The 23,941-nt window shown below is 70.2% G+C and carries 23 protein-coding genes and 2 pseudogenes; 9 read left to right on the forward strand and 16 right to left on the reverse strand.

Annotated elements, in window-relative coordinates:
• The first annotated feature begins 122 nt into the window (after window positions 1-122).
• Window positions 123-1,235 (forward strand): alpha/beta hydrolase-fold protein, encoded by a 1,113-nt coding sequence (locus tag AB0F13_RS19220; protein WP_362083294.1) that lies wholly within the window; start codon window positions 123-125, stop codon window positions 1,233-1,235.
• An 83-nt stretch (window positions 1,236-1,318) separates the two neighbouring features.
• Here AB0F13_RS19220 and folE read toward each other — a convergent pair whose 3' ends face one another.
• The 6 genes from folE to dacB all read right to left on the reverse strand — a co-directional run bounded on the left by folE (window position 1,319) and on the right by dacB (window position 8,989).
• Window positions 1,319-1,924 carry a GTP cyclohydrolase I FolE gene (gene folE, locus AB0F13_RS19225; protein WP_362083297.1) on the reverse strand — a complete coding sequence of 202 codons (606 nt, stop codon included), beginning with the start codon at window positions 1,922-1,924 and terminating at the stop codon, window positions 1,319-1,321.
• 151 nt (window positions 1,925-2,075) lie between these two features.
• Window positions 2,076-4,091 (reverse strand): ATP-dependent zinc metalloprotease FtsH, encoded by a 2,016-nt coding sequence (gene ftsH, locus AB0F13_RS19230; RefSeq protein ID WP_362083300.1) that lies wholly within the window; start codon window positions 4,089-4,091, stop codon window positions 2,076-2,078.
• Between the two features lie 276 nt (window positions 4,092-4,367).
• Window positions 4,368-4,907, reverse strand: coding sequence for a hypoxanthine phosphoribosyltransferase (gene hpt, locus AB0F13_RS19235; protein ID WP_004940393.1), 540 nt, complete (start codon window positions 4,905-4,907; stop codon window positions 4,368-4,370).
• A gap of 76 nt (window positions 4,908-4,983) precedes the next feature.
• The gene (tilS, locus tag AB0F13_RS19240) at window positions 4,984-6,024 is read right to left on the reverse strand and encodes a tRNA lysidine(34) synthetase TilS (RefSeq protein WP_362083303.1); all 1,041 of its coding nucleotides are present in this window, start codon (window positions 6,022-6,024) and stop codon (window positions 4,984-4,986) included.
• A gap of 209 nt (window positions 6,025-6,233) precedes the next feature.
• Window positions 6,234-7,355, reverse strand: coding sequence for a zinc-dependent metalloprotease (locus AB0F13_RS19245; protein ID WP_362083306.1), 1,122 nt, complete (start codon window positions 7,353-7,355; stop codon window positions 6,234-6,236).
• 176 nt (window positions 7,356-7,531) lie between these two features.
• Window positions 7,532-8,989: a D-alanyl-D-alanine carboxypeptidase/D-alanyl-D-alanine-endopeptidase gene (gene dacB, locus AB0F13_RS19250; RefSeq protein WP_362083309.1), complete on the reverse strand. Its 1,458-nt coding sequence runs from the start codon at window positions 8,987-8,989 to the stop codon at window positions 7,532-7,534.
• 86 nt (window positions 8,990-9,075) lie between these two features.
• Here dacB and AB0F13_RS19255 point away from each other — a divergent pair, with 86 nt between their 5' ends.
• Entirely contained in the window at window positions 9,076-9,573 is a 498-nt protein-coding gene (locus AB0F13_RS19255; protein ID WP_045933001.1) for an inorganic diphosphatase, read from the forward strand.
• Between the two features lie 133 nt (window positions 9,574-9,706).
• Here AB0F13_RS19255 and AB0F13_RS19260 read toward each other — a convergent pair whose 3' ends face one another.
• Both AB0F13_RS19260 and AB0F13_RS19265 read right to left on the reverse strand, forming a co-directional pair.
• The gene (locus AB0F13_RS19260; protein WP_362083312.1) at window positions 9,707-11,374 is read right to left on the reverse strand and encodes a threonine/serine exporter family protein; all 1,668 of its coding nucleotides are present in this window, start codon (window positions 11,372-11,374) and stop codon (window positions 9,707-9,709) included.
• An 89-nt stretch (window positions 11,375-11,463) separates the two neighbouring features.
• Entirely contained in the window at window positions 11,464-12,162 is a 699-nt protein-coding gene (locus tag AB0F13_RS19265) for a VTT domain-containing protein (protein WP_362083315.1), read from the reverse strand.
• 213 nt (window positions 12,163-12,375) lie between these two features.
• Between AB0F13_RS19265 and AB0F13_RS19270 the strand changes: the two genes are divergently transcribed.
• On the forward strand, window positions 12,376-12,744 hold the full coding sequence (locus AB0F13_RS19270) for a YbjQ family protein (RefSeq protein WP_362083318.1): 369 nt from the start codon (window positions 12,376-12,378) through the stop codon (window positions 12,742-12,744).
• A 53-nt stretch (window positions 12,745-12,797) separates the two neighbouring features.
• On the opposite strand, the pseudogene AB0F13_RS19275 reads toward AB0F13_RS19270, so the two are convergent.
• A pseudogene (locus AB0F13_RS19275) lies at window positions 12,798-13,334 on the reverse strand (helix-turn-helix domain-containing protein); the annotation flags it as partial.
• Window positions 13,335-13,338: 4 nt separating this feature from the next.
• Here AB0F13_RS19275 and AB0F13_RS19280 point away from each other — a divergent pair.
• From AB0F13_RS19280 to AB0F13_RS19290, 3 genes and pseudogenes are all read left to right on the forward strand, one after another.
• Window positions 13,339-13,917 (forward strand): annotated as a pseudogene (locus tag AB0F13_RS19280) (NADP-dependent oxidoreductase); the annotation flags it as partial.
• A 248-nt stretch (window positions 13,918-14,165) separates the two neighbouring features.
• Window positions 14,166-14,705 (forward strand): hypothetical protein, encoded by a 540-nt coding sequence (locus tag AB0F13_RS19285; protein WP_362083321.1) that lies wholly within the window; start codon window positions 14,166-14,168, stop codon window positions 14,703-14,705.
• Entirely contained in the window at window positions 14,702-15,082 is a 381-nt protein-coding gene (locus AB0F13_RS19290; protein ID WP_362083324.1) for a peptidase inhibitor family I36 protein, read from the forward strand. The genes AB0F13_RS19285 and AB0F13_RS19290 overlap by 4 nt, the downstream gene beginning before the upstream one ends.
• Window positions 15,083-15,131: 49 nt before the next feature.
• Here the strand turns inward: AB0F13_RS19290 and AB0F13_RS19295 are convergent, their stop codons facing one another.
• Window positions 15,132-15,557, reverse strand: a complete 426-nt coding sequence (locus AB0F13_RS19295; protein ID WP_362083327.1) for an ATP-binding protein — start codon at window positions 15,555-15,557, stop codon at window positions 15,132-15,134.
• 151 nt (window positions 15,558-15,708) lie between these two features.
• On the opposite strand from AB0F13_RS19295, the gene AB0F13_RS19300 reads away from it, so the two are divergent.
• The 3 genes from AB0F13_RS19300 (at window position 15,709) to AB0F13_RS19310 (ending at window position 17,845) form a co-directional block, all read left to right on the forward strand.
• Window positions 15,709-16,524 carry a helix-turn-helix transcriptional regulator gene (locus tag AB0F13_RS19300; protein WP_362083330.1) on the forward strand — a complete coding sequence of 272 codons (816 nt, stop codon included), beginning with the start codon at window positions 15,709-15,711 and terminating at the stop codon, window positions 16,522-16,524.
• A complete protein-coding gene (locus AB0F13_RS19305) occupies window positions 16,521-16,727 on the forward strand; it encodes a DUF397 domain-containing protein (RefSeq protein ID WP_362083333.1) in 207 nt (68 codons plus the stop codon). Before AB0F13_RS19300 ends, AB0F13_RS19305 begins: the two co-directional genes overlap by 4 nt.
• Window positions 16,728-16,921: 194 nt before the next feature.
• Window positions 16,922-17,845, forward strand: coding sequence for a hypothetical protein (locus AB0F13_RS19310; RefSeq protein WP_362083336.1), 924 nt, complete (start codon window positions 16,922-16,924; stop codon window positions 17,843-17,845).
• A gap of 33 nt (window positions 17,846-17,878) precedes the next feature.
• Here the strand turns inward: AB0F13_RS19310 and AB0F13_RS19315 are convergent, their stop codons facing one another.
• The 6 genes from AB0F13_RS19315 to AB0F13_RS19340 form a co-directional block, all read right to left on the reverse strand.
• On the reverse strand, window positions 17,879-18,664 hold the full coding sequence (locus AB0F13_RS19315) for an ABC transporter permease (protein WP_362083339.1): 786 nt from the start codon (window positions 18,662-18,664) through the stop codon (window positions 17,879-17,881).
• On the reverse strand, window positions 18,661-19,704 hold the full coding sequence (locus AB0F13_RS19320) for an ATP-binding cassette domain-containing protein (protein ID WP_362083342.1): 1,044 nt from the start codon (window positions 19,702-19,704) through the stop codon (window positions 18,661-18,663). The genes AB0F13_RS19315 and AB0F13_RS19320 overlap by 4 nt, the downstream gene beginning before the upstream one ends.
• Window positions 19,705-19,820: 116 nt before the next feature.
• The gene (locus AB0F13_RS19325; protein ID WP_362083345.1) at window positions 19,821-20,480 is read right to left on the reverse strand and encodes a PadR family transcriptional regulator; all 660 of its coding nucleotides are present in this window, start codon (window positions 20,478-20,480) and stop codon (window positions 19,821-19,823) included.
• A gap of 137 nt (window positions 20,481-20,617) precedes the next feature.
• A complete protein-coding gene (locus AB0F13_RS19330) occupies window positions 20,618-21,163 on the reverse strand; it encodes a DinB family protein (protein WP_362083348.1) in 546 nt (181 codons plus the stop codon).
• 216 nt (window positions 21,164-21,379) lie between these two features.
• Window positions 21,380-22,867: an aldehyde dehydrogenase family protein gene (locus AB0F13_RS19335; protein ID WP_362083351.1), complete on the reverse strand. Its 1,488-nt coding sequence runs from the start codon at window positions 22,865-22,867 to the stop codon at window positions 21,380-21,382.
• 98 nt (window positions 22,868-22,965) lie between these two features.
• Window positions 22,966-23,829 carry a helix-turn-helix transcriptional regulator gene (locus tag AB0F13_RS19340; RefSeq protein WP_362083354.1) on the reverse strand — a complete coding sequence of 288 codons (864 nt, stop codon included), beginning with the start codon at window positions 23,827-23,829 and terminating at the stop codon, window positions 22,966-22,968.
• Between the last annotated feature and the right edge of the window lie 112 nt (window positions 23,830-23,941).

A 23,941-nucleotide genomic window follows, 5' to 3' on the forward strand; every position in this document is an offset into this window, starting at 1 on the left:
ACCCCTGCAATGTGCGCCCTGTAGGACGACGGTTTCGGGGTTGAGGTTCCGTGGGGGGCCGAGCCCGGAAAGAAGTAACCATTCCGCGACTCGGCGCCGGGTCGCTCGGCAGAAAGCACCTCATGGGTCTCACCAGCATGCCAGTACTCCTGTTTGCCATTGCGGCGGCGGTAGTGCTCTTCGCAGTGACCATTTGGCTCTGGCCTCGTCTGGGCAAGAAGGGCGTCGGCTCCGTCTTCGCCCGGGTCGGCATGATGCTCGCCACGCAGCTGTCGCTGTTCGCCGCCATCGGCCTGTGGGCGAACCAGTCCTTCGGCTTCTACGGCTCCTGGGCCGACCTCTTCGGTCAGGTCAAGAACGAGGGCGTCGTCGTCGACCACAGCGCGGGCGCCAAGCGGGTGCAGGTCATGAGCTCCCAGGCGGTCAAGGTGCCGCGGGGTGACGTACCGCGGGTCGGCGGCAAGATAGAAAAGATCAACGTCGTCGGCACCGAGTCCAAGATCTCCAGCCCGGCCTATGTCTACCTCCCGCCGGAGTACTTCCAGCCGCAGTACGCGGGCAAGACCTTTCCGGCCTCCGTCGCCCTGACCGGCTACCCGGGCACCGCCGAGGCCCTGGTCAAGGGCCTGGACTACCCGGTGCGTGCGCACAAGCTGGCCAAGGAAAAGAAGATGCAGCCCACCATCCTCGTGATGATGCGGCCCACCGTCGCCCCGCCGCGGGACACCGAATGCATCGACATACCCAACGGCCCCCAGACCGAGACCTTCTTCACCAAGGACCTGCGCAAGGCCATCTCGGAGCAGTACCGCGTCGGCACCAAGGCCGCGAACTGGGGCATCATCGGCGACTCCACCGGCGGCTACTGCGCCCTGAAGTTCGCCATGCGCCACCCGGACTCGTACGGTGCGGCCGCCTCCCTGTCCGGCTACTACAAGGCCCCGCAGGACGCGACCACCGGTTCCCTCTTCGGTGGCAGCAAGCAGCTGGAGCAGGAGAACGACCTGCTGTGGCGGCTGAAGAACAAGCAGCTGCCGCCCGTCTCGCTGCTGGTGACCTCCAGCAAGAAGGGCGAGCACAACTACAAGGACACGCTGAAGTTCATCGACATGGCGTCGAAGTCCCCCACCCGGGTCTCGTCGATCATCCTCGACAGCGGCGGCCACAACTTCAACACCTGGCGCCGCGAGCTGAACCCCACCCTGAAGTGGATGGGCAGCCGCCTCAGCGCGTAAGCACGCGGCAAGACCGAGGGCCCGCCGTGAGCGGGCCCTTTTTCATGCGTCCGTACGGCTCCCGCCGTCCTGTGGCCGCCCGCTCAGCGGGCCATGATCAGGCTCATCGCCTCGGCGCGGGTGGCGGGGTCGCGCAGCTGGCCGCGGACCGCGGAGGTGAGCGTCTTGGCGCCGGGCTTGCGGATGCCCCGCATGGACATGCACATGTGCTCGCACTCGATCACCACGACGACACCGCGCGGCTCCAGGATCTCCATGAGGGAGTCCGCTATCTGCGTCGTGAGCCGCTCCTGCACCTGCGGGCGGCGGGCGTAGACGTCCACCAGCCGGGCCAGCTTCGACAGGCCGGTGATCTTGCCGCTCGTCGCCGGGATGTATCCGACGTGCGCCACACCGTGGAAGGGCACCAGGTGGTGCTCACACGTGCTGTAGACCTCGATGTCCCGGACCAGCACCATCTCGTCGTGCCCGAGGTCGAACGTCGTGGTCAGCACGTCGCCCGCCTCCTGCCAGAGGCCGGCGAAGATCTCCTTGTACGCCCGCGCCACACGCGCCGGGGTCTCCCGCAGTCCCTCCCGGTCCGGGTCCTCGCCGACTGCGATCAGCAGTTCCCGGACGGCGTTCTCGGCCCGCTTCTCGTCGAACTCGCCGATGGAACCCTCGGCGTCCAGCGTCACCGGGTCGGTCATGGGCTTGCCTCGTTCTCTCGTACGTGTACGCGCAGGTGCGGCCTCTCAGGCGCGCGCATATGCGCGATGCCGCGCTCCCAAGGCTAAAACCTGGGGAACGCGGCATCCATTCCGGGCCCTGTCAGGGACCGGATCGCCTGTGGAGCCGGGATCAGCTCTCCGTCGTGCCGGAGCTGTCCTTCGGGAGCTCGACCGAGTCGATCGGGTTCACTCCGTTGTTGCTGGCCGGGGTGAGCTCCTTGGGGGAGAGCACCGGCGGCCGGGTGGAGGGGGTACGGCGCGAGGAACCGGTCCACGCCGGGCGGGCCGGGCGCTTCACGATGTGCTTGAAGACCTCGGCGATCTCCTCCTTGTTCAGCGTCTCCTTCTCCAGGAGCGCCAGAACCAGGTTGTCGAGAACGTCGCGGTTCTCGACGAGGATCTCCCACGCCTCGTTGTGCGCGGTCTCGATGAGCTTCTTGACCTCTTCGTCGACCAGCGCGGCGACCTCTTCGGAGTAGTCCCGCTGGTGCGCCATCTCACGGCCCAGGAAGGGCTCGGAGTTGTCGGAGCCGAACTTGATCGCGCCGAGCCGCTCGGTCATGCCGTACTGCGTGACCATCGCGCGGGCCGTGGCCGTGGCCTTCTCGATGTCGTTCGCGGCACCCGTGGTCGGGTCGTGGAAGACGAGCTCCTCCGCCGCGCGGCCGCCCAGCATGTAGGCCAGCTGGTCGAGCATCTCGTTGCGCGTGGTGGAGTACTTGTCCTCGTCGGGCAGGACCATGGTGTAGCCGAGCGCGCGGCCCCGGGACAAGATCGTGATCTTGTGAACCGGGTCGGAGTTCGGGGAGGCCGCCGCGACCAGGGCGTGTCCGCCCTCGTGGTACGCGGTGATCTTCTTCTCCTTGTCGCTCATGATCCGGGTCCGCTTCTGCGGTCCGGCCACGACACGGTCGATCGCCTCGTCCAGCGAGTGGTTGTCGACCAGCTTCTTGTCGCTGCGGGCCGTCAGCAGGGCGGCCTCGTTCAGCACGTTCGACAGGTCCGCACCGGTGAAGCCGGGCGTACGACGGGCGACGGCGCCGAGGTCGACGTCCGGGGCGACCGGCTTGCCCTTCTGGTGGACCTTGAGGATCTCCAGGCGGCCCTGCATGTCCGGACGGTCGACGGCGATCTGCCGGTCGAAGCGGCCCGGGCGCAGCAGCGCCGGGTCGAGGATGTCCGGGCGGTTGGTGGCGGCGATCAGGATGACGCCGCCCTTGACGTCGAAGCCGTCCATCTCGACGAGCAGCTGGTTCAGCGTCTGCTCGCGCTCGTCGTGGCCGCCGCCGAGGCCCGCACCGCGGTGCCGGCCGACGGCGTCGATCTCGTCGACGAAGACGATGGCGGGGGCGTTGGCCTTGGCCTGCTCGAACAGGTCACGGACCCGGGAGGCACCCACACCGACGAACATCTCGACGAAGTCGGAGCCGGAGATCGAGTAGAACGGCACGCCCGCCTCGCCGGCGACGGCGCGCGCGAGCAGCGTCTTGCCCGTACCGGGCGGGCCGTAGAGCAGCACGCCCTTGGGAATCTTGGCGCCGACGGCCTGGAACTTCGCCGGCTCCTGGAGGAACTCCTTGATCTCGTGGAGCTCCTCGACGGCCTCGTCCGCCCCTGCCACATCGGCGAAGGTCGTCTTCGGCGTGTCCTTGGTGATCAGCTTGGCCTTGGACTTCCCGAAGTTCATGACCCGGGAGCCGCCGCCCTGCATCTGATTCATCAGGAACAGGAAGACCACGACGATCAGTACGAACGGCAGCAGCGAGAGCAGCACCCCGATGAGGGGGTTCTGCTTCGTCGTCGAGACGTTGTAGCCCTCGGGCAGTGTCTTCTGGTCATCGTCATCGGCCTTGGCCTGCAGATCCTTGGAGATCTCCACGCCCTGGTCGCCGATGTAATTGGCCTGGACCTTGCTGGAACCCTTGATCTTCTGGCCGCTGATCAGCTCGACCTTGATCTTGTTCTCGTCGCCGGTCGTCAGCTCGGCCGATTTCACCAGATTCTTGTCGATCGCATGCACGACCTGGCTGGTGTCCACCGACTTGTAGCCGCCGGACGAGCCGACGACCTGCATCAACACGACCACGGCGAGGACGGCCAGCACGATCCACATGACCGGCCCACGGAAGTAGCGCTTCACGTCCATCCATACGGGGCGCGAGCGCCCCGTCCCTCCTGCCACAGTGAGGCACGGCGACCCCGGAATGGGGTGCCTGTGCGTGCGGTGTCCTGCTCGACCTTGCAGTGCTTGAAAAAGAATGCTTGAAAAGACTGACCTTCGGACGGTACCCCAGCATTGTCACCCGACGCCGCTGCGGACGGTCAATAAACCCGCCCTCACCATGCTCCAACGGCGGGAAACCGGGTACGGTTCCCGCGCGCCGGAGTGTGCCGGAGTGTCCGTTCCGGGGAACGGCCGCGCTCAGCCGCCGTAGACGTGCGGCGCGAGCGTGCCCACGAAGGGCAGGTTGCGGTACTTCTCCGCGAAATCGAGACCATAACCGACGACGAACTCGTTCGGGATGTCGAAGCCGACCCACTTCACGTCGATGGCGACCTTCGCCGCCTCCGGCTTGCGCAGCAGCGTCACGACATTGAGCGACGCCGGCTCGCGGGAGCCGAGGTTCGACAGCAGCCACGACAGAGTGAGGCCGGAGTCGATGATGTCCTCGACGATCAGGACGTGCTTGCCCTTGATGTCGGTGTCCAGGTCCTTCAGGATCCGCACCACACCGGAGGACTGGGTGCCCGCGCCGTAGGAGGACACGGCCATCCAGTCCATGGTGACGGGGTTGGACAGCGCACGCGCGAGGTCCGCCATCACCATCACGGCGCCCTTGAGCACGCCGACGATGAGCAGGTCCTTGCCCGCGTACTCCGCGTCGATCTTCGCGGCCAGCTCCGCCAGCTTCGCGTCGATCTCTTCCTTGGTGATGAGCACCGACTTCAGGTCGGTGCCCATGTCCTTGTCGTCCACCCGCGCCACTCTCGCTCGTTCAAGACTCGTCCGGCCTACGAGGCGAGCCGCCTCGTTCGAATCAGCCCTGCCGGAGGACCAGTCTGCCACCCTGCCTGCGAACCGCGACGCGCCCGGGCAGGTTGATGGCCCCCTGACCGCGCCAACCGGTGATCAGCCGGTCGACTTCCTCCAGGTGCCGGGCGAAGAGCGAACCGGCCGGGGAACCCGCCGCGATGGCCGCGCGGCGCAGCACCCGGCGGCGGACGGCGGGCGGCAGGGCGAAGAGCTTGGCGACCTCGAGGTCGCCGGAGTCGTCCCGTACGGACGTCTCCACGGCGGCGGCCCAGGAGTCGAGGGCGTCCGCGTCGTCGCGGGAGAGCTGGGCGGTGCGGGCGAGCGCCTCCACGACGCCCTTGCCGAGGGCCTTCTCCAGGACGGGCAGCGCCTCGTGGCGGACCCGGGAGCGGGTGTAGGCCGGGTCGGCGTTGTGCGGGTCGTCCCAGACGGGCAGCGACTGGACCATGCAGGCCTTGCGGGCGGTCTGCCGGTCCAGGCCCAGGAAGGGCCGGCGGTAGCGGCCGCCGACGCCGGAGGCGACGGCCATGCCGGACAGCGAACGGATGCCGGAACCGCGGGCCAGCCCCAGCAGAACCGTCTCCGCCTGGTCGTCGCGGGTGTGGCCGAGCAGGATCGCCGCGGCGCCATGGCGATCGGCGACGGCGTCCAGTGCGGCGTAGCGGGCGTCACGGGCGGCGGCCTCGGGACCGCCCTCCCGGCCGACGTCGACCCGGACGGCCTCGACGGGGTCGAGGTCGAAGGCGGCGAGGCGGCTGACGACCTCGGCGGCGCGGAGGTCGGAGCCCGGCTGCAGACCGTGGTCGACGGTGACCCCGCCGGCCCGGATGCCGAGCCTGGGGGCCTCGAAGGCGAGCGCGGAGGCGAGCGCCATGGAGTCCGCGCCGCCGGAACAGGCGACCAGGACGAGCGGCGGCAGGCCGGAGGAGGGGGGCGAGGAGGGCGACGCGCTGGGTACGGAGGCGGGGGGAGCCAGGGTGAGGACGTCGTGCAGTACGCGGCGGACCGCCAGGCGTATCGCCGCGACCGCGGGGTGTGGACCCATGTCCGTGTGTCCAATCGTTCCATTCGGAGGCCATCGCGAGAGGGCCGTAGCCTTGCGACTCCGAGCCTCGGTCACGCTGTGTGCGTCGATGGTGACAGAGACGAGCCTTTACCCGAGCATCGCACGCCCACCCTCGGCAAACGGTCCCTCGGACGGGTGATAACGGGAGCGTTCATCCGACACGGGGCGTGACAAGGGGCGTGCCGCCCTCACCCCTCGGTCTTGCCGTGCACCCGTGCGACCCAGTCCGCCGGTTTGGCGATCTCGGACTTGGTCGGGAGGGTGTTCGGCGACGTCCAGACCCGGTTGAAGCCCTCCATGCCGACCTCGTCGACGACGGCCCGTACGAACCGCTCGCCATCACGGTACTGCCGCAGCTTGGCGTCCAGGCCCAGCAGCTTGCGCAGGGCGGCGTCCAGCCGGCCGGCGCCACTGGCCCGCCGCTTCTGGAACTTCTCCCGGATCTCGGCCACGGACGGTACGACCTGGGGCCCGACGCCGTCCATCACGTAGTCCGCATGACCCTCCAGCAAGGACATCACGGCCGTCAGCCGGGCGAGGATCTCCCGCTGGGCGGGCGTCTGCACCAGGTCCACGATGCTGCGGCTCTCGCCCTCCGGGGGCTTGCCGCCCGCCAGCGACTGGGCGGCCTCCCGGATGCGCTCCAGAAGGGTGGCGGGGTCGACCTCGGTCTCCCCGAGGAACGTCTGGATCTCGCCCTCGATGTGGTCGCGGAGCCAGGGCACCCCCGTGAACTGGGTGCGGTGCGTCTCCTCATGCAGGCACACCCACAGCCGGAAGTCGTGCGGGGCGACCTCCAGCTCGCGCTCGACGTGGACGATGTTGGGGGCGACGAGCAGGAGCCGGCCGCCGCCGTTGGCCGAGCCCGGCAGGTCGTGGGCGGCCGGCGCGAACGTCTCGTACTGCCCCAGCACCCGGGACGCCAGGAACGACAGCAGCATCCCCAGCTCCACGCCGGTCACCTTGCCGCCGACGGTCCCCAGCACCGCGCCGCCCGGGGCGTTGCCCCGCCGGTCCTGCATCTTCTCCAACAGCGGCCCGAGCAGCGCCCGGAACCCCGCCACGTTCGCCTTGACCCACCCCGCCCGGTCCACGACGAGGACGGGCGTGTCCCCGCCGCTCAGCGCCGGGGGCGCCATCCGTGTGAACGCCCGTACGTGTTCCTCCGACGACCGCGCGTGCCGCCGCAGCTCCGCGACCACCGCACGCGCCTCTTCCCGGCTGACCTCCGGCCCCGGCCGTACGAGCCGAGTCGCGGTCGCCACCGCGAGCTTCCAGTCGACCATCTCCGTACCACCGACGCTCGTCATGACTTCACCGTACGTGCTGCGCCCGGCTCGGGTAGAGGCCTTACCCGGTCCGGGACCGGGGTCGGCTGTGCTTGTGTCCTCAAGCGCCGGACGGGCTGATTTTCAGCCCGTCCGGGGGCACCTCCCAGCGGTAGCTGGGGGAGCTTGAGGACATGGGGGTCCGGGCGGAGCCCCCGTCAGCCCTCCGTCGACGCCACCGCCGAGGCCAGCCGGTCCAGCGCACGCTGCGCCGTGTCCGCGGAAGGCGTGCCCGACGCCAGGAAGGCGAAGGACAGGAGGCGCCCGGAGGGCGTGAGGGCCGTGCCGGCGAGGGTGTTGACCCCGGTGAGCGTGCCGGTCTTGGCCCGTACCGTCGCGCGCCCCGCCATGTCGCGGCCGTAGCGCCCGCGCAGGGTGCCGGTGAAGCCGGCCACCGGCAGTCCGGTCAGGACCGGCCGCAGCCGGGGGGCCGCGCGGCCGGCCGCCCGGGCGAGCAGCCGGGCCAGGAACTCCGCCGAGGCCTGGTCGGCACGGTCCAGGCCGCTGCCGTCGGCGATGCGGACCCCCGACATCGGCAGGCCCAGCCCCGTCAGCCGCTCGGTGACGGCCCTCGCCGCGCCCTCGAAGCTCGCCGGCTGCCCGGACGCGAGGGCCGTCTGCCGCGCCAGCGCCTCGGCGATGTCGTTGTCGCTGTTGGTGAGCGCCCGCTCGACCAGGTCGGCCAGCGGCGCCGAGGAGACCGCGGCTACGCGGGCCGCGTCCGGCGCGGCCCGGCCCTCGACGACCTCGACCTCGACCTCCACGCCCCGCTCCCGCAGCAGCACGGCGAACTTCCGCGCCGCGTCGGCGGCCGGTTCGGCCGTACGGTCGGCGGGCCCCCGGTCGGAGTCGTCCAGGCGGCCCTCGTCGGTCATGAGCGCGCTGACGGGCGCGAGGTTCTCGTTGGCGCCGATCACGTGCTGTGCGGGACCGGTGTAGCGCGAGGCGTCGTAGGCGAGCCTGGTGCGCTGCACCCCGCGCGCCTTGAGCGCGCGCGCCGTCGCCTCGGCCAGCTCCCCCAGGCTCGCGGAACGCGGCCCGGGGCCTTCCGCGGGCCGGGCCGTGAGCGTGGGGTCACCCCCGCCGACCAGCACGATCCCGTCTCCGCCCGCGCCAACCACCGTCGTCTCGATGCGGTGCTCCGGCCCCAGCGCGGCCAGCGCCGCGGCGGCCGTGGCCAGCTTGATGGTGGAGGCGGGGGTGTACGGGGCGTCCTGCCCGGAGCCGTAGAGCAGCTCACCCGTCGTCACATCGACGACGGACGCCGAGTGCTCGGACCCGAGCGCCGAATCCTGCAGGAGCGGCTCCAGCGCCGCGGCGAGGGCCGCCCGCGTCCCGGGCCGCCCGGAGCCCAGCGAGCCCAGCACCGGCGGCGCGCCGGCCGGCACCCGCCCGCCCACGGCCGCGTGACCCTCGCCACCCGTTCGCGCGGCGGCCACGGCGCGGTCGCGTTCGGCCTTACGCTGACCTCCGTCCCAGGGGCCGGTGGCCGCCACCGCACCGGTCGCGATCACGAGTCCGGCCACGGCGGACGCGGCGGCGAACCTCAGGGTCCGGCGCTGCGCCGGGGGCGCGTCCTGCCACCGCCTGACCTGCCAGCGTCCGGACTCCGGCACCACGGACCAGCCCCTTTCGCCACCACACACCTGCGTGGGGGACACTTAATCACCAGACGTATGTGTTGATCATGAAGGAGCCATCCGTGGAGTTCGACGTCACCATCGAGATCCCGAAGGGTTCGCGGAACAAGTACGAGGTGGACCACGAGACCGGTCGCATCCGTCTGGACCGCCGACTCTTCACCTCGACCAGCTACCCGGCCGACTACGGCTTCGTCGAGAACACCCTCGGCGAGGACGGCGACCCGCTGGACGCCCTGGTCATTCTCGACGAGCCGACCTTCCCCGGCTGCCTCATCAAGTGCCGCGCCATCGGCATGTTCCGCATGACGGACGAGGCCGGCGGCGACGACAAGCTGCTGTGCGTCCCGGCGAACGACCCCCGCGTGGAGCACCTGCGCGACATCCACCACGTGTCGGAGTTCGACCGCCTGGAGATCCAGCACTTCTTCGAGGTCTACAAGGACCTGGAGCCGGGCAAGTCCGTCGAGGGGGCAGACTGGGTCGGCCGCGCCGAGGCCGAGGCCGAGATCGAGGCCTCGTACAAGCGCCTTGAGGCCGCGGGCGGCTCGCACCACTGAGCGTCCGCGTCCGTGTGACGCCCAAGAGCACGCGCGGCTTCCGCTTCCTGGAAGCCGCGCGTCTTTGTCGGGAGTCTCCTGGAAGGGCGTTCCTTGGAAGGACGTTCCTCGGAAGCCGCTTCTCGGAAGTCCCTCAGAAGCCGCGCGTCCGCTTTGCTGCCCGGCGCGACGGCCCGGGCACCTTCAGGAACATTCCGGCCATTTCGGACCCGAGGTTCACTCCGATGGCGATCGCCAGCGCCAGGGCCGCCGCCTTGGTGAGGCTGGAGATGCCGGTGTTCAGCTCGTTCTTCGCGAAGTTCAGCAGCGCGAAGTAGACCGCACTACCGGGCAGCAGCGGCCCGATCGCCGCCGTGACGTACGGCAGCGCGGACGCGTGACGGGTACGCGCGAAGAGCTGCCCGAAGAGGCCGACGAGCCCGGCGGCGACGGCCGTGGCGGGCACCGGGTCGGCCTCGATGGTGTCGGCGAGTGCCCCGTAGACCACCCAGGCGACGCCGCCGTTGAGCGTGGCCACCCACACGGTGTGACGTTCCTGCTGCAGCAGCACAGCGAAGGCGAAGGCCAGCAGCATGGCCGCGATGATCTGAATGACGGGCCGTTCCTGCCGTTCCAGCGCCGCCTCGGGGTTGAGCGTCCCGCCGCCGATGTGCACGCCTCCGTAGAGGACCACGAGCACGCCGCAGACGATGCCGACGATGAGGTAGCCGACCTCCAGCAGCCGGGCCGCGGCGGTGATGTAGTAGCCCGTCAGGCCGTCCTGCACGCCCGCCACCAGGGCCCGTCCCGGAATCAGCGCGAACAGCCCACCGGTGATCACGGCCGAGGCCTGTACGTGGACGTACCCGTGGGTGGCGCTCAGTGCGACGCCCATCGCCGCGGGCGGCATCGCGGCCGCCACGAACTGGTAGAACTCCGGCAGCCCGCGGCCCGCCGCCAGCCACGCCAGCCGGTCGCCGAGCATCGCGCCGGCCGCCGCCGCGAGGAACACCACCAGGCTGCCGCCCACGAGCAGGCTGGCCGCGCCGGCGAGCAGCCCGGACGCGAGGGTGAGCGCCCAGCCGGGATACGGGTGACGGTTACGGCGTATCTCGGCCAGCCGGCCGTACGCCTCCTCCAGGGTGAGCCCCTGCGAGGTGATGTCGTGGACGAGCCGGTAGACGGCGTTCAGCCGGGTGTAGTCGGTGCCGCGCCGCCGCACGGTGCGGTTGGCGGTGACCGGGTCGTCGATGAGGGACGGCTGATAGCTGACGGTCAGCAGCGTGAACGTGACGGTCGGCTCGCAACGCGCCAGCCCGTAGGCGTGCGCGACGCCGAACATCGCCGCCTCGACGTCCTCGGCGCCCTCGCCGCCCGCGAGCAGCAGCTCGCCGATGCGCAGCGTCAGGTCCAGGACGCGCGGTACGGGCGGCCCGGCCTCCTCCTGCTTCTCCGGCCGGTCCGGAACCGGCCGCTCCCCGACCGGCATGCGCAGCATGGTGCGCATCCGGTCCTGCCAGGGGGCCTCCTTGACGAGGCTGACCTTGGGGATGCCGTACGGCGGGGTGAAGGCCGGATGCAGGGGGGCGCCTCCGGGCCGGCTGAAGGCCGACACCTCGGGCCCGCTCTCCGGCTCGGCGGTGACGCCCTGCGGAAGGGCGAACTCCGACGTGGGGTGCTCTTCCTCGGGCGGCGCCGGCAGCGGCACCCCGGGGGGCGGGGCGAAGGCGCTGTGCGCCTCGTCGGGATGCGGCTTGCGATCCTCGCCCGGACCCGGATCCGGGTCCGAAGCGCCGCCACCCCGCTGCCGATCAGCCACCACGCGCTCCTCGATACGCCTCCTGTTACCGCCACCATGCCTGATGGGTGGTACGGATGCGCACCGGGGGGCTACGGAAGAGAGCTGCGGGCTCAGCGACGGGCGTGACGGCCGCGCTGCGCGGGCGGCTGCTGGTCGCCGCCGCCGACGGGCGGGCCGGCCTTCTTGGCCTTGGAACGGGCGCGCAGGAACTCGATGCCGATCGGCACGACCGAGATCAGCACGATCCCGACCAGCATCATCTCGATGTGCTTGTTGACGAACTCGATCTTGCCGAGCGAGGCGCCGAGCAGCGTCACACCGCCGCCCCACAGGGTGCCGCCGATGATGTTGAAGGTGAGGAACGAGCGGTAGTTCATCTGGCTCACGCCCGCGATGATCGGCGTGAAGGTCCGGATCACCGGGACGAAGCGGGCCAGCACCAGCGACTTCGGCCCGTACTTCTCGAAGAACTCGTGGGCCTTCTCGACGTTCTCCTGCTTGAAGAGCTTCGAGTCCGGCCGCCGGAAGAGCGCCGGTCCCACCTTCCGCCCGAACAGGTAGCCGGCCTGGTCACCGAGGACCGCCGCGAGGACGACGAGCCCGCACACCGCCCACAGCGGGTAGTCCAGCTTCCCTGTCGTGACCAGAAGTCCGGTCGTGAACAGCAGCGAGTCTCCCGGCAGGAAGAAGCCGATGAGCAGGCCCGACTCGGCGAAGACGATGGCCAGGACTCCGACCAGGCCGAATTGGCTGATCAGATAGTCCGAGTCCAGCCACTGGGGGCCGAGCGCGAGAGTGGTCGGGGTCACAGGTGTGAGGCTCCTGGATCGAGGGCGCAGGCTCGTTGCGAGGCCCGGGCACAGGCGGGGGAGGCGGTGTGCGGCCCCAAGTTATCAACGCCACCCGGCACCCCCCGGTTCCAGACGGCCGCAGGCCCCCCGCACCCGGTCGGCGCAACCCCGACGCCCCGGGGTGCGTCCCGGACAACAACCGGCAAAACTGCACAGACGGAGGTGGATGCGATGGGCATCGAGGAATTCGGCGGCGGTCAGCACGAGAAGTCCGATGTGCTCGTGGTCACGACCAACGACGTTCCCGGATTCCGGGTGGAGCGCGTCATCGGCGAGGTCTTCGGCCTCACCGTCCGCTCCCGCCACATCGGCAGCCAGATCGGCGCGGGCCTGAAGTCCCTCGTCGGCGGCGAGCTCAAGGGCCTGACCAAGACCCTGGTCGAGACCCGCAACCAGGCCATGGAACGCCTCATCCAGCAGGCCAAGGCCCGCGGCGCCAACGCGGTCCTCATGTTCCGCTTCGACGTGACGGAGGCGGCGGACGTGGGCACGGAGGTCTGCGCGTACGGCACGGCAGTGGTGATCACGCCTCAGCAGTAACGATCAGCCCGTCCGGGCACCTGCCTACGCGACGCGAGGTGCAAGTCCGTACGTCACCGCAGGGGGACGGGCGCGGCGGCGCGAAACGTCCGCCGGTACGCCTGCGGGGAGACTCCGGTCGCGGCGTGCAGGTGCTGCCGCAATGACGTACCGGTGCCGAAACCCGTGCGGTGGGCCACGAGGTCGACGGGCCAGTCCGTGCTCTCCAGGAGGTGGCGGGCCCGGTCGACACGCTGGCGCAGCAGCCACTGACCGGGGCTGGTGCCGGTCTCGTCGCGGAAGCGCCGGGTGAAGGTACGCACGCTGACCTGTGCGTGCGCCGCCATCTCGGCCAGGGTCACGGGCTCGTCGAGACGCCCCAGGGCCCATGCCCGGGTGGGCGCCGTGCCGCTGGCCGACGGCTCCGGGACCGGATGGCGGATGTACTGGGCCTGACCGCCGTCGCGCCAGGGCGGTACGACGCAGGAGCGGGCCACCTCGTTGGCGACCTCGCTGCCGTGGTCGCGGCGGACGATGTGCAGGCACAGGTCTACTCCTGCGGCCGCCCCGGCCGACGTCAGGACGTCGCCGTCGTCGACGAACAGGACGTTCGCCGCCCTCCCGCCGGCCGCCCTCACCGCCTGGCAGGCCCTCGTCGACACCGCCGACATCCGGCCAGGACAGCGCGTGCTCATCCACGCCGCGGCAGGCGGCGTCGGCCACCTCGCCGTACAGATCGCCAAGGCACGCGGCGCGTACGTCATCGGCACGGCCCGCGAGGCCAAGCACGACTTCCTGCGCGACCTGGGCGCCGACGAACTCGTCGACTACACGCAGGCCGACTTCGCGGAGGTCGTCCGTGACGTCGACGTCGTCCTCGAAACCATCGGCGGCGACTACGCGCTGCGCTCACTGCGCACACTGCGCCCGGGCGGCACCCTGGTGTCCATTCTCCCGCTGGACGAGTCCTTTCCGGCGGAGGAGGCACGGGCAGCGGACGTACGGGCCGCGTTCATGCTGGTCGAACCGGACCGGGCGGGGCTCCAGGAGATCGCCGCGCTGGTGGAGGACGGACGGCTGCGGGTCGTGGTGAACCCGGATGCGGTGTTTCCGCTGGAGGACGCGGCGAAGGCGCACGCGCTGGGCGAGACGGGCCGCACGACGGGCAAGATCGTGCTGTCGGTGGCGCGCTGACCGGCTCCGGCGGCCAGGGCGGCCCGGCCCTCCAGCGGCTGTTCGACAGGCCGCCCGCCGGTGACCTTTCGAACAGGTAGTCACCTTTTCGGGTGGTATGGCGCATGCCTGCGGTGGGAAGTGTGACCAGGCCCAGATCGACCACCGCCACCCGGGGGCCACTCGCATGCGTCAACCTGTTGCAGCCACAGTCGCGTTCGCCGCCGCCCTCACCACTGCCCGGGGGTGCGAGCCCGGCTGATCCGCAGATGCTTGTCCGTACGCGAGCGGCCGGGCTCCTGGCCGCCCCCCTGCTCCTGACCGGCATCCTTCTGACCGGCTGCACGGACCCGGCGCCCCGCCGCCCCGCCCCCGACGAGGTGATCAAGGCCGCCACCCAGCGCCTCACCGACACCTGCCTCATCCGCCAGGGCCTCACCCCGCCCCAGCCCGGGCAGAGCCCGCCGCCGACCGCCGAGCAACAGCGGGTCACCGCCGCGCTGTTCGGCACGGGCCCGGCCGAGCTGTCCATCACCCTGCCCACCGGCTACGTCGTACGCGCCCACACCGACGGCTGCCTGGCCGCCGCCCAGCAGCGGCTCTACGGCGACCAACGCCGCTGGTTCCGGGCATCGGTGATCGTCAACAACCTCACGCCCGAAGCCGAACACACCCACCGCAGCCTCGCCGACGTCCGCGCCCGGCACCGCGCCGAGATCGCCGACTGGCGGCGGCTGCGCGCACACGCCCTCACCGGAGCCACCGACCTGCTCGACAACCGACCACCGACGGGAGACCCACGACCATGAAGCGCCTCACCGCTCTCCTCGCAGCCGGACTGATCTCCACCGGCGCCGTCCTGGCCACCTCGGCCACCTCGGCCACCGCCCAGGCAGCGCCCTGCCGCAGCGGTTTCTTCTGCGTCTGGACGGACGCGAACTTCCACGGCATGAAGATCGAGCACAGCGGCGACGACCACTGGTGGGAGGGCGACATGTTCAAGCACGACTCTTCGTGGGCGAACCACGGCATCTCCGGGCCGGGCGTCCCCGACCACGTCAAGGTCTACGAAGGCCGCCAGCTGCTGGGACGCGTAACCCTCTGCCTGGCTCCCGGGCAGGAGGTCGGCTACAACGCGGGCGCGAACGACCACGGCGGCTCCCACACGTGGTCCGTCCGCTGCTGAATGCCACGCGGTGGCTCCGGCCGCCGTCGGACACACCCTCCAGGAGCCTCTAGGAGTCCGCGAGCGCCAGCTCGCACCACACCGTCTTGCCGATGCCGTGCGGACGCGGGCAGAAGCCCCACGCGTCCGCCAGGGCGGCTACGAGCCGAAGCCCCCGGCCCGCCTCGTCCCCCGCCGACGCACCACAGAGCCGGGGGACGCCGTCACCCGCGTCCGACACCTCGATGCGCAGTTTGCCGCCGGCCACGATGCACAGCACGTGGACCTCGCGGCCGGGTGACACGCGCGCGTGCTTGCACGCGTTCGTCAGCAGCTCGCTGAGCAGCAGCGCCGCCGTCCAGGCCCGCTCGTCCGGGATCCCCCACGAGCGGGCCTGTTCGCGCAGCAGGGCGCGAGCCCGGCCCACGCTGCGGGGGTGGCGGGTGAACCGCCACCAGACGTATGTGGGCGGGGCGTCGAGTCGCACGGCTGTCATCGGTGTCCTTGGTGCGCGAGCGTCGCTCGGGAGCGGGGAGTTTTCGGCGTTCAAGGCTCAAAGGGTGCTGGTGGGGGAGCAGAATCGGCAGTATCGACGTGGGTACGGGGCCCTGCCGTCCCAGGCATGGGCCCGGGGAGGGGGCAGCGCGGTGTCGATCGAGAGCTCACAACCGCCGATGGCCTGGCGCTATTGCGGCAACCAGATCAAGCTCTGGCGCACGCAGGCGGGCGTGAGCCGGGAGGAGCTCGCGCAAGAGGCCAATTACGGATACGAGAGCCTCAAGTCCATGGAGCAGGGTCGACGACGGCCGAGCCTGCGGCTGCTGCAGATCGCGGACGAGATGTGCGGGGCGAAGGGGTTGCTGCTGGCGGCGCGGGATTATCTGCAGCCGGAGCGGGTGCCCTCCCATGTCCGGGAGTTCTTGGACATCGAGGCTGAGGCCATCGCCGTGACGTCGTACGAGCCCCTGCTCATCCCTGGACTCCTGCAAACAGAGCCGTACATGTGGGCTATCTGGAAGGGGCACTGGCCACCTGTAGACGATGAGAGTCTCCAGGAACGCGTCACGCACCGCCTGAAGCGACAGGAAAAGCTGACGCACGAACCGTCCGTCGCATTCACTTACGTGATCTACGAGGCAGCGCTACGCGCGGGCGCCGGTGGACAGGCAGTGATGAAGGACCAGCTGGGACATCTGCTCAACAGGACACAGTTGCGCAACCTCTCTCTTCACGTGCTCCCCATCGACTGCTGCGCAACCGACCATCTGAACGGGGCTCTCACTCTGATGGAGACCCCAAACCACCAGCACTACGCCTACGTGGAAGCGCAGAGCACCTTCGTGATGCACAGTGACGCCGAGATGGTCAGCCACCTGACCAAGACGCTGAACATGCTCAGCAGGCAGGCGCTGAGCACTCAGGAATCCGCAGAGCTCATCAGAAAGGTCATGGCAGAGCTATGAACGGCCGACCGCCGTGGTTCAAGTCCAGCTACAGCCAACCCGACGCCAACTGCGTCGAAGTCGCCATCCCACCAGGAATGGTGCTCGTCCGGGACTCGAAGCTCGGGTCGGCGCAGGGCCATCCCCGAATAACAATCTCGCCCGCCACCTGGGCGGCCTTCACGGCCGAGCTTCGGGGGTCGGGGGTCGAGCCCCCTATGTAATGAATGGTGGGTTGGGACAACCCCACCCACCCTCCCAACTCCCGCGTAAGCACACGCGGATGACTTTCCGCAACCGAGTCGCCACACCGCGCACTCGCCCTGTAGCGTGCGCAGCAACAAGCAACCCCCGCCGGTGCTACCAACACCGAACGGGGGTCTGACCACCAAGATCGCTGATGAACGAGGACGATCCCGTGGCTGACGCCAAGACTATCGCTGCCCCGCGCCCGTACGACCCCCCAATGGCCTCACCCGGCTACGGAAAGAAGTCCGCGCCGGACCAGGCACCCCGCCGGGCGGACACGTTCGCTCACCTGCCCGAGCGCGAGGCGTACATCGCCTCTCACATCGACCGCCTGCCCGAGGGCGCGGCCATGGACGTGAAGACCCTGGCCAAGGAGCTGCCCGCGTACGGCCAACAGGCCATCCGCACCGCGCTCAACGCACTCTCCGCCGCAGGCCACCTCCGCCGGGAACGCGAACCGGTCGACGAGAACCGCACCCAGTGGGTGTTCCGCTCGTACTTCTCCCGCACGCCGCGCAGCGACGCGTGGTGGACGCGCTTCCTGCGTGGCGACGTACCGCAGGCAGAAGCCGGTACCCCGGAACGAACGCCCACCCACCCGCACCGCTCCGAGGCGTACGAGACGCTCGCCGCCCTGGGCCGCTCGGACGCCCGTATGACGCTCTCGGCGACGGAGTGCGCGGACCTGGAACCGTTGGCGGCGGAGTGGCTGGCCCGGGGCGTACCCCGGGAGCACCTGGTCCGCACCCTGACGGCGGACCTTCCGGCACAGGTCCACTCCCCCGGCGCCTTCGCCCGCAGGCGCCTCACGGCCAAGATCCCCCCGGAACCGCCCCCGCAGCCGGTGGCGCCCGCGCGCCGCCGCATGATGGAGTGCACCAACTGCGGCACTCCAGGCCGCCCGGAGGCCCTCTCCGGCGGCCTCTGCCGCCCCTGCCACAGCGAACACACGTCTCACATGTCTCACACGTCTGGATCGTCCCAACCACCGCCGGTGGACGTCCATGCCCTGGCCGCCGCAGCGAAAGCGGCCAGCCGCGCGGGCCGGGACGAGTTCCTCACGAGGAGGCGCCCCGGGCCCCCGCCGCGCTGACGGGTAGCGCCGGGTACGACCCCCGGCGTCGCCCTACGCCCCCAGCCGCCCGTACTTGCGCACCGCCAGCGGGAAGAAGACCGCCAGCAGCACCAGCGGCCACACCACAGCCATCGGCACCGCATGTTGCGCCGCCCACGCGTCGCCGCCCCAGCCGGGGTTGGCGAAGAGCTTCCGGACGGCGGCGGCTGTGGCGGACATGGGGTTCCACTCGGCGATGGTGCCCAGCCAGGCCGGCATGGACTCGGCCGACGCGAAGACGTTGGAGAGGAAGCCGACGGGCCAGACCAGGATCTGCACGGCCGTGACGAGCTCCGGCCGGCCGGCGACCAGGCCCAGCCAGATGCCGATCCAGAGCATGGCGAACCGCAGCAACAGCAGGAGCCCGGCCGCCGCCAGGGCGTCGCTCCAGCCGCCGTGCCAGCGCCAGCCCATCAGCAGGCCCGCGCCGACCATCGCCAGGAGGCTGAGCGCGGACTGGAGCATGTCCAGGGCGCTGCGGCCGATCAGTACCGCGCTCGGCGCCATCGGAAGGGAACGGAAGCGGTCGACGACGCCCTTGTTCACGTCGTCGGCGACGGCGGTCATCGTCGATTCGAGGCCGAAGGCCATGGTGAGGGCCAGCATGCCCGGCACCAGGAACTCCTTGTAGTCGCCGCCGCCCGCGACGGTCATGCCGCCGCCGAGGAAGTACGCGAACATCAGCAGCATCATCACGGGGAACGCCAGCCCCACGATCACCTGCACGGGCTGCCGGGCCCAGTGGGCCAGGCCGCGCCGGGTCATGGTCCAGGAGTCGGTGAGTACCCAGGTGGTCATACGGCGGCCTCCTCCTTCTGAGCCTCGCCGAACTTCTCGAACTTCTCGGACTTCTCGGTCAGGCGCAGGAAGACCTCGTCCAGCGTGGGGCGGCGCAGCGCGATGTCCTCGGCCTCGATGCCTGCGGCCGCGAGGGCCCCTACGACCCTGGTCAGCGCGGCCACGCGGTCGGTGACGGGGGCGCTGACGCGGCGGGCGTCGGGGTCGGTCTCCACCCCGACGGCACTCGTGGCCATGTCGTTCACCGTCCCGGCTCCGCCCACCGCCTCACCGATCACCGCCTCACCGATCACCACCGCGGCGTCCGCCAGCCTGCGCCCGTCGCGTACGACCACGTCGAGGCGGTCACCGCCGAGCCGGGACTTCAGCTCGTCCGGGCTGCCCTCGACGAGGACCTTGCCCGCGTCGATCACGGAGATGCGGTCGGCGAGCTGGTCCGCCTCCTCCAGGTACTGCGTGGTGAGCAGGACGGTCGTACCTCCGCCGACCAGCGAACGCACCGCCTTCCACACCTCCGTACGGCCCCGTGGGTCCAGGCCCGTGGTCGGCTCGTCGAGGAAGAGCACCTGCGGGTCGACGATCAGGCTCGCGGCGAGGTCGAGGCGGCGGCGCATGCCGCCGCTGTACTGGCGGACGGGTTTGCGGCCGGCGTCGGCGAGACCGAAGCGTTCCAGCAGCTCGTCGGCGCGGGCGGCCGCCCGGCGGTTCCCCAGGTGGTGGAGGCGGCCGAAGAGTTCGAGGTTCTGGCGGCCGCCGAGGCCCTCGTCGACGGCTGCGTGCTGCCCGAGCAGCCCGATCCGGCGCCGTACCTCGTCCGGCTGCCGCCGTACGTCGAAGCCGGCCACCAGGGCCCGCCCGCCGTCGGGCCGCAACAGGGTGGACAGGATGCGTACGGCGGTGGTCTTGCCCGCGCCGTTGGGGCCGAGTACGCCCTGGACGGTGCCGGGCGCGACGGTGAGGTCGAGCCCGTCGAGGGCGTGTTTGCCCTTGTAGGTCTTGCGGAGTCCTTCGACGACGATCACATGATCGTGGTCAGCCAAGACGCTTCCCTTCCTCTATTAATCAACTTTGACTAGTGCGCCACAGAAAGAGGAGAGTACCGCCCGCTACTGGACTAGTCAACGTTGATTACCCTCGGGCTGCCGACGTCACGGGCTCACTCGCCGCCCTGCTCGTCCCGCCCACCTCGCCCGCCCTGCCCGTCCTGCTGGTACTTCTCGTACAGCTCGGCGTCCGTGACGACCCCCTGCCACTGGTCGCCCTCCCCGGCCATGACGTAGGCCCCGCCTTCGAGCCGCTCGACCAGCCCGCGCGTCCACTGCGCACCGCTGTCCGCGGTGTGCACCCACATCCCCATGATCTCGCCGATGTGGCCCCAGTCCTCGCCCTCCGCCGGGGTCCAGCGCCGGCGGATGTCGTCGCGCCACTCCTCCAGCCCGGCGAGCCGCTGCTTCAGCAGGGCGATGGCCTCGGCGCGCGGCAGGTCGACGATGAAGCCCACACCGGCGGTGAGCACGTCGACCTTCTGGTCGACGGAGGAGAGCGCCTCACGCAGCAGCTTGAGGTACTCCTGCTCTCCCACCCCGGTCAGTTCGTACTCCGTACGCGGGGGGCCGCCCGCCTCGCTGGGGGCGACGTCGTGCGCGACGAGCAGGCCTTGCTTGGCCATGGTCTTCAGCGCGTGATAGATCGAACCCGGCTTGGCGTTGGACCACTCGTGCGCGCCCCAGAACTCCAGGTCGCCACGGACCTGATAGCCGTGGGCCCGCCCGTGCTGACGGACGGCGCCCAACACCAGCAGCCGGATGGCCGACATCTTCGCCTCAGTCTCCTCTTGCCGCATAACCGCTGAGGCGGTCCAGCCTAGGCGCTGAGGCGGCGCGGACCGGGCGCCGGGAGGGTCCGGGCCGGGCGCAGAGGCGGTCCGGCCACCACGCCCCGGCACCGCCTGCCCTACGAACCGGCGGCGCGCTCCTCGTCCACCAGCTCGAAGGCGGTCCGGCCGTCGAGGGACTCACGGATGACGTCGGCGTGGCCCGCGTGCCGGGCGGTCTCCTCGATGAGGTGCAGCAGCAGCCAGCGCATCGACACCCGGGTGGACGGCGGGAACCAGGGCGCCTCCGGCAGTGGGAAGGTGTCCTCCAGGCTGGGCACCGAGCGAATGAATTCCTCCGTCTCGGCGGCGATCTTATCCCAGTGGGCGAGCTGCCCGGCGATGCTCTCTCCCTCGACCAGCCGGAAGCTCTCACCCCACGTCTCCGGCGTGCGCTCGATGTCCGCCGGCCGGCCCTGGGCCATGCGCAACCAGCTGGACTCGGCCTCCGCCACATGCTTGAGCAGCCCGGCCGGCGACAGCTCGCTCGCGCTCGGCCTCAGCCGCCCCTGCTCCTCCGTCAGGCCGAGCACGGACCGGCGGATCCCGCCGCGCTGCGCCTCCAGGAAGTCCAGCAGGGTGCCGCGCTCGTCGGAGGGGTTCTTCTCGATCACGTGGGTGGGCATGGGGTTCCGCCTTTCCGTGTTCTTCGTCCGTCGTCGGCCGTCGCCGTCCGTTGCGGCCGTCGCCGTCCGTTACCGCCGTTGCCGTCCGTTACCGCCGTTGCCGTCCGTTGCCGTCCGTTGCCGCCGTTGCTTCGTGCGATGGCTCAAACGATAGAACCGCAGTAGGTCAGTCCCTGTCCTACATGCCTATGGCGCCGCGGAGTTGGCCCTTGGCCCTCAGAAGGGAAATCTGGTGCGGCCGTGCTGTATCGAAATCCACTTCGTCGTCGTGAACGCGTCCACCATCGACTCGCCGTTCAGCCGGCCCACACCCGAGTGCTTCTCGCCCCCGAACGGCACGATGGCCTCATCGTGCACCGTCCCGTCGTTGACGTGCACCATCCCCGTCTCGATGCGCTTGGCGACCCGTACACCCCGCTCCACGTCCCCTGTGTGGACGGCGCCGCTCAGCCCGTACGGAGTGGCATTGGCCAGCCGCACGGCCTCCTCCTCGCCGTCGAAGGGAATGATCAGCACGACCGGACCGAAGATCTCCTGAGCCAGGACCGGCGAGTCCTCCGCCAGTCCGGTGAGCACGGACGGACCGACCAGCGTGCCGTCCGCCTCCCCGCGTACGAGCGCGGTGGCGCCGTCCGCGACGGTCTGCGCCACGAGCGTAGTGATCGCCTCCGCCTGCCCTGAGTTGATGAGGGGGCCGATGTGCGTAGCCGGATCACCGGGGTCGCCGACCTTCAGGGTGCGCACCTTGGCGACGAACTTCTCGGTGAATTCACGCTCCACCACCCGGTCGACCAGCACGCGGTTGGCGGCCATGCAGACCTGGCCCTGGTGGATGAAACGGCTGAAAACAGCGGCGTCCACGGCATAGTCGAGGTCGGCGTCGTCCAGGACGATCAGCGCGCTGTTGCCGCCGAGTTCGAGGATGGTGCGCTTGAAGTGGGAGGCGGCGACGGTGGCGACGTGGCGGCCGACCTTGTCGGAGCCGGTGAAGGAGATGACCTTGGGCACGGGGTGCTCGATGAGGGCGTCGCCTATCTCCGCTATGTCGGTGACGACGACGTTCAGCACCCCGCCGGGCAGCCCCGCGTCCTCCAGCACCTTCGCGACCAGCCCGCCGCCGCATACCGGCGTGTTCTGGTGCGGCTTGAGGACGACGGCGTTGCCGAGCGCGAGCGCCGGCGCGACGGACTTCATCGACAGCAGGAAGGGGAAGTTGAAGGGGCTGATCACTCCGACGACCCCGACCGGCACCCGGTAGAGGCGGTTCTCCTTGGTGTCGTCCGGGGAGGGCAGGATGCGCCCCTCCGCGCGCAGCGCGAGGTGGATCGCCTCCCGCAGGAACTCACGGGCCAGGTGCAGCTCGAAGGCCGCCTTCAGGGCCGTACCGCCGCACTCCGCCGTGATGGCCACGGTCAGCTCGGCCTCATGGTCGTCGATGATGCGCAGCGCCCGCTCGAAGACGAGCCGGCGGGTGTACGGGTTGGTGGCCGCCCAGCGCGGCTGGGCGCGCTCGGCGGCACGGTAGGCCTGGTCGATCTCGGTGGCGCTGGCCACGGTGATGGAGGCGAGCTTCTCCCCGTCGTAGGGGTTGAAGTCCACGATGTCCCAGGAGCCGCTGCCGGCCCGCCACTCGCCGTCGATGTACTGGTAGGCGAGCTCGCTGAAGAGGGAGTCGTAAGTGCCGGGTCCGGTGCCGTAGGACATGCTGCGCCATCCTTCTGCGAAAGGCGGGGCGCTCGTGACGCCCTTAATGATGTGGGTGCGCGTGCTTACTCCTGATGCGACGTCATCGTACTGATGTGTCAGCAGAGTTGAAGTAGGCGCCCGATGAGTTCGCGACTCCTGGCCGGCGACAGGCTGTCGGCGCGGAGCCGCTCCATGACCCGCTCGTACTGCGCGACGTCCTCGGATTTGTCCAGGTAGAGCGCGCTGGTGAGCTGCTCCAGATAGACGACGTCGGAGAGGTCCGACTCCGGGAAGCGCAGCAGCGTGAAGGCCCCGCTCTCGCCCGCGTGGCCGCCGTGCGCGAAGGGCATCACCTGCAGCGTCACGTTGGACTGCTCGGAGATGTCGATGAGGTGCTGCAGCTGGTTGCGCATGACCGTTTCGCCACCGTACGGGCGGTGCAGCGCCGCCTCGTCCAGGACTGCGTGGAACCGTGGCGCCCGCTCGGAGAAGAGCAGCTTCTGACGCTCCATGCGCAGCGAGACGCGGCGCTCGATCTCCGCGTCGTCCGCCCGGGGCTGGCCGCGCACCACGACGGCGTGGGCGTAGCCCTCGGTCTGGAGCAGGCCGTGCACGAACTGCACCTCGTAGATCGAGATGTGCGAGGCGGCGCCCTCCAGGCCCACGTAGGTCTGGAACCAGGTGGGCAGCACGTCGCCGTAACTGTGCCACCAGCCCGCGACGTTGGCCTCGCGCGCCAGGCCCAGCAGGGCCTCGCGCTCGGCACCGTCGGTGACTCCGTAGAGCGTGAGGAGGTCCTCCACATCACGCGCCTTGAAGCTCACGCGACCCAACTCCATACGGCTGATCTTCGACTCGGACGCACGGATCGAGTACCCGGCTGCCTCACGCGTGATGCCACGCGACTCGCGCAGCCGCCTGAGCTGCGAGCCCAGGAGTATGCGTCGCACCACGGAACCGCTCGACTCGCTCGTGGCCATCTCTGCGACCCTTCCTCTTCCGGTCCTGTTCCGGTCTTGTCTGTTCAGCACCCTTCTGAGGGCGACCCCCGCTACCCCCGGCGCCGAAGTCTGCCATCTTCAGGCGTCGTTG

The sequence above is a fragment of the Streptomyces sp. NPDC026206 genome (assembly GCF_040638465.1).
GTDB lineage: Bacteria > Actinomycetota > Actinomycetes > Streptomycetales > Streptomycetaceae > Streptomyces.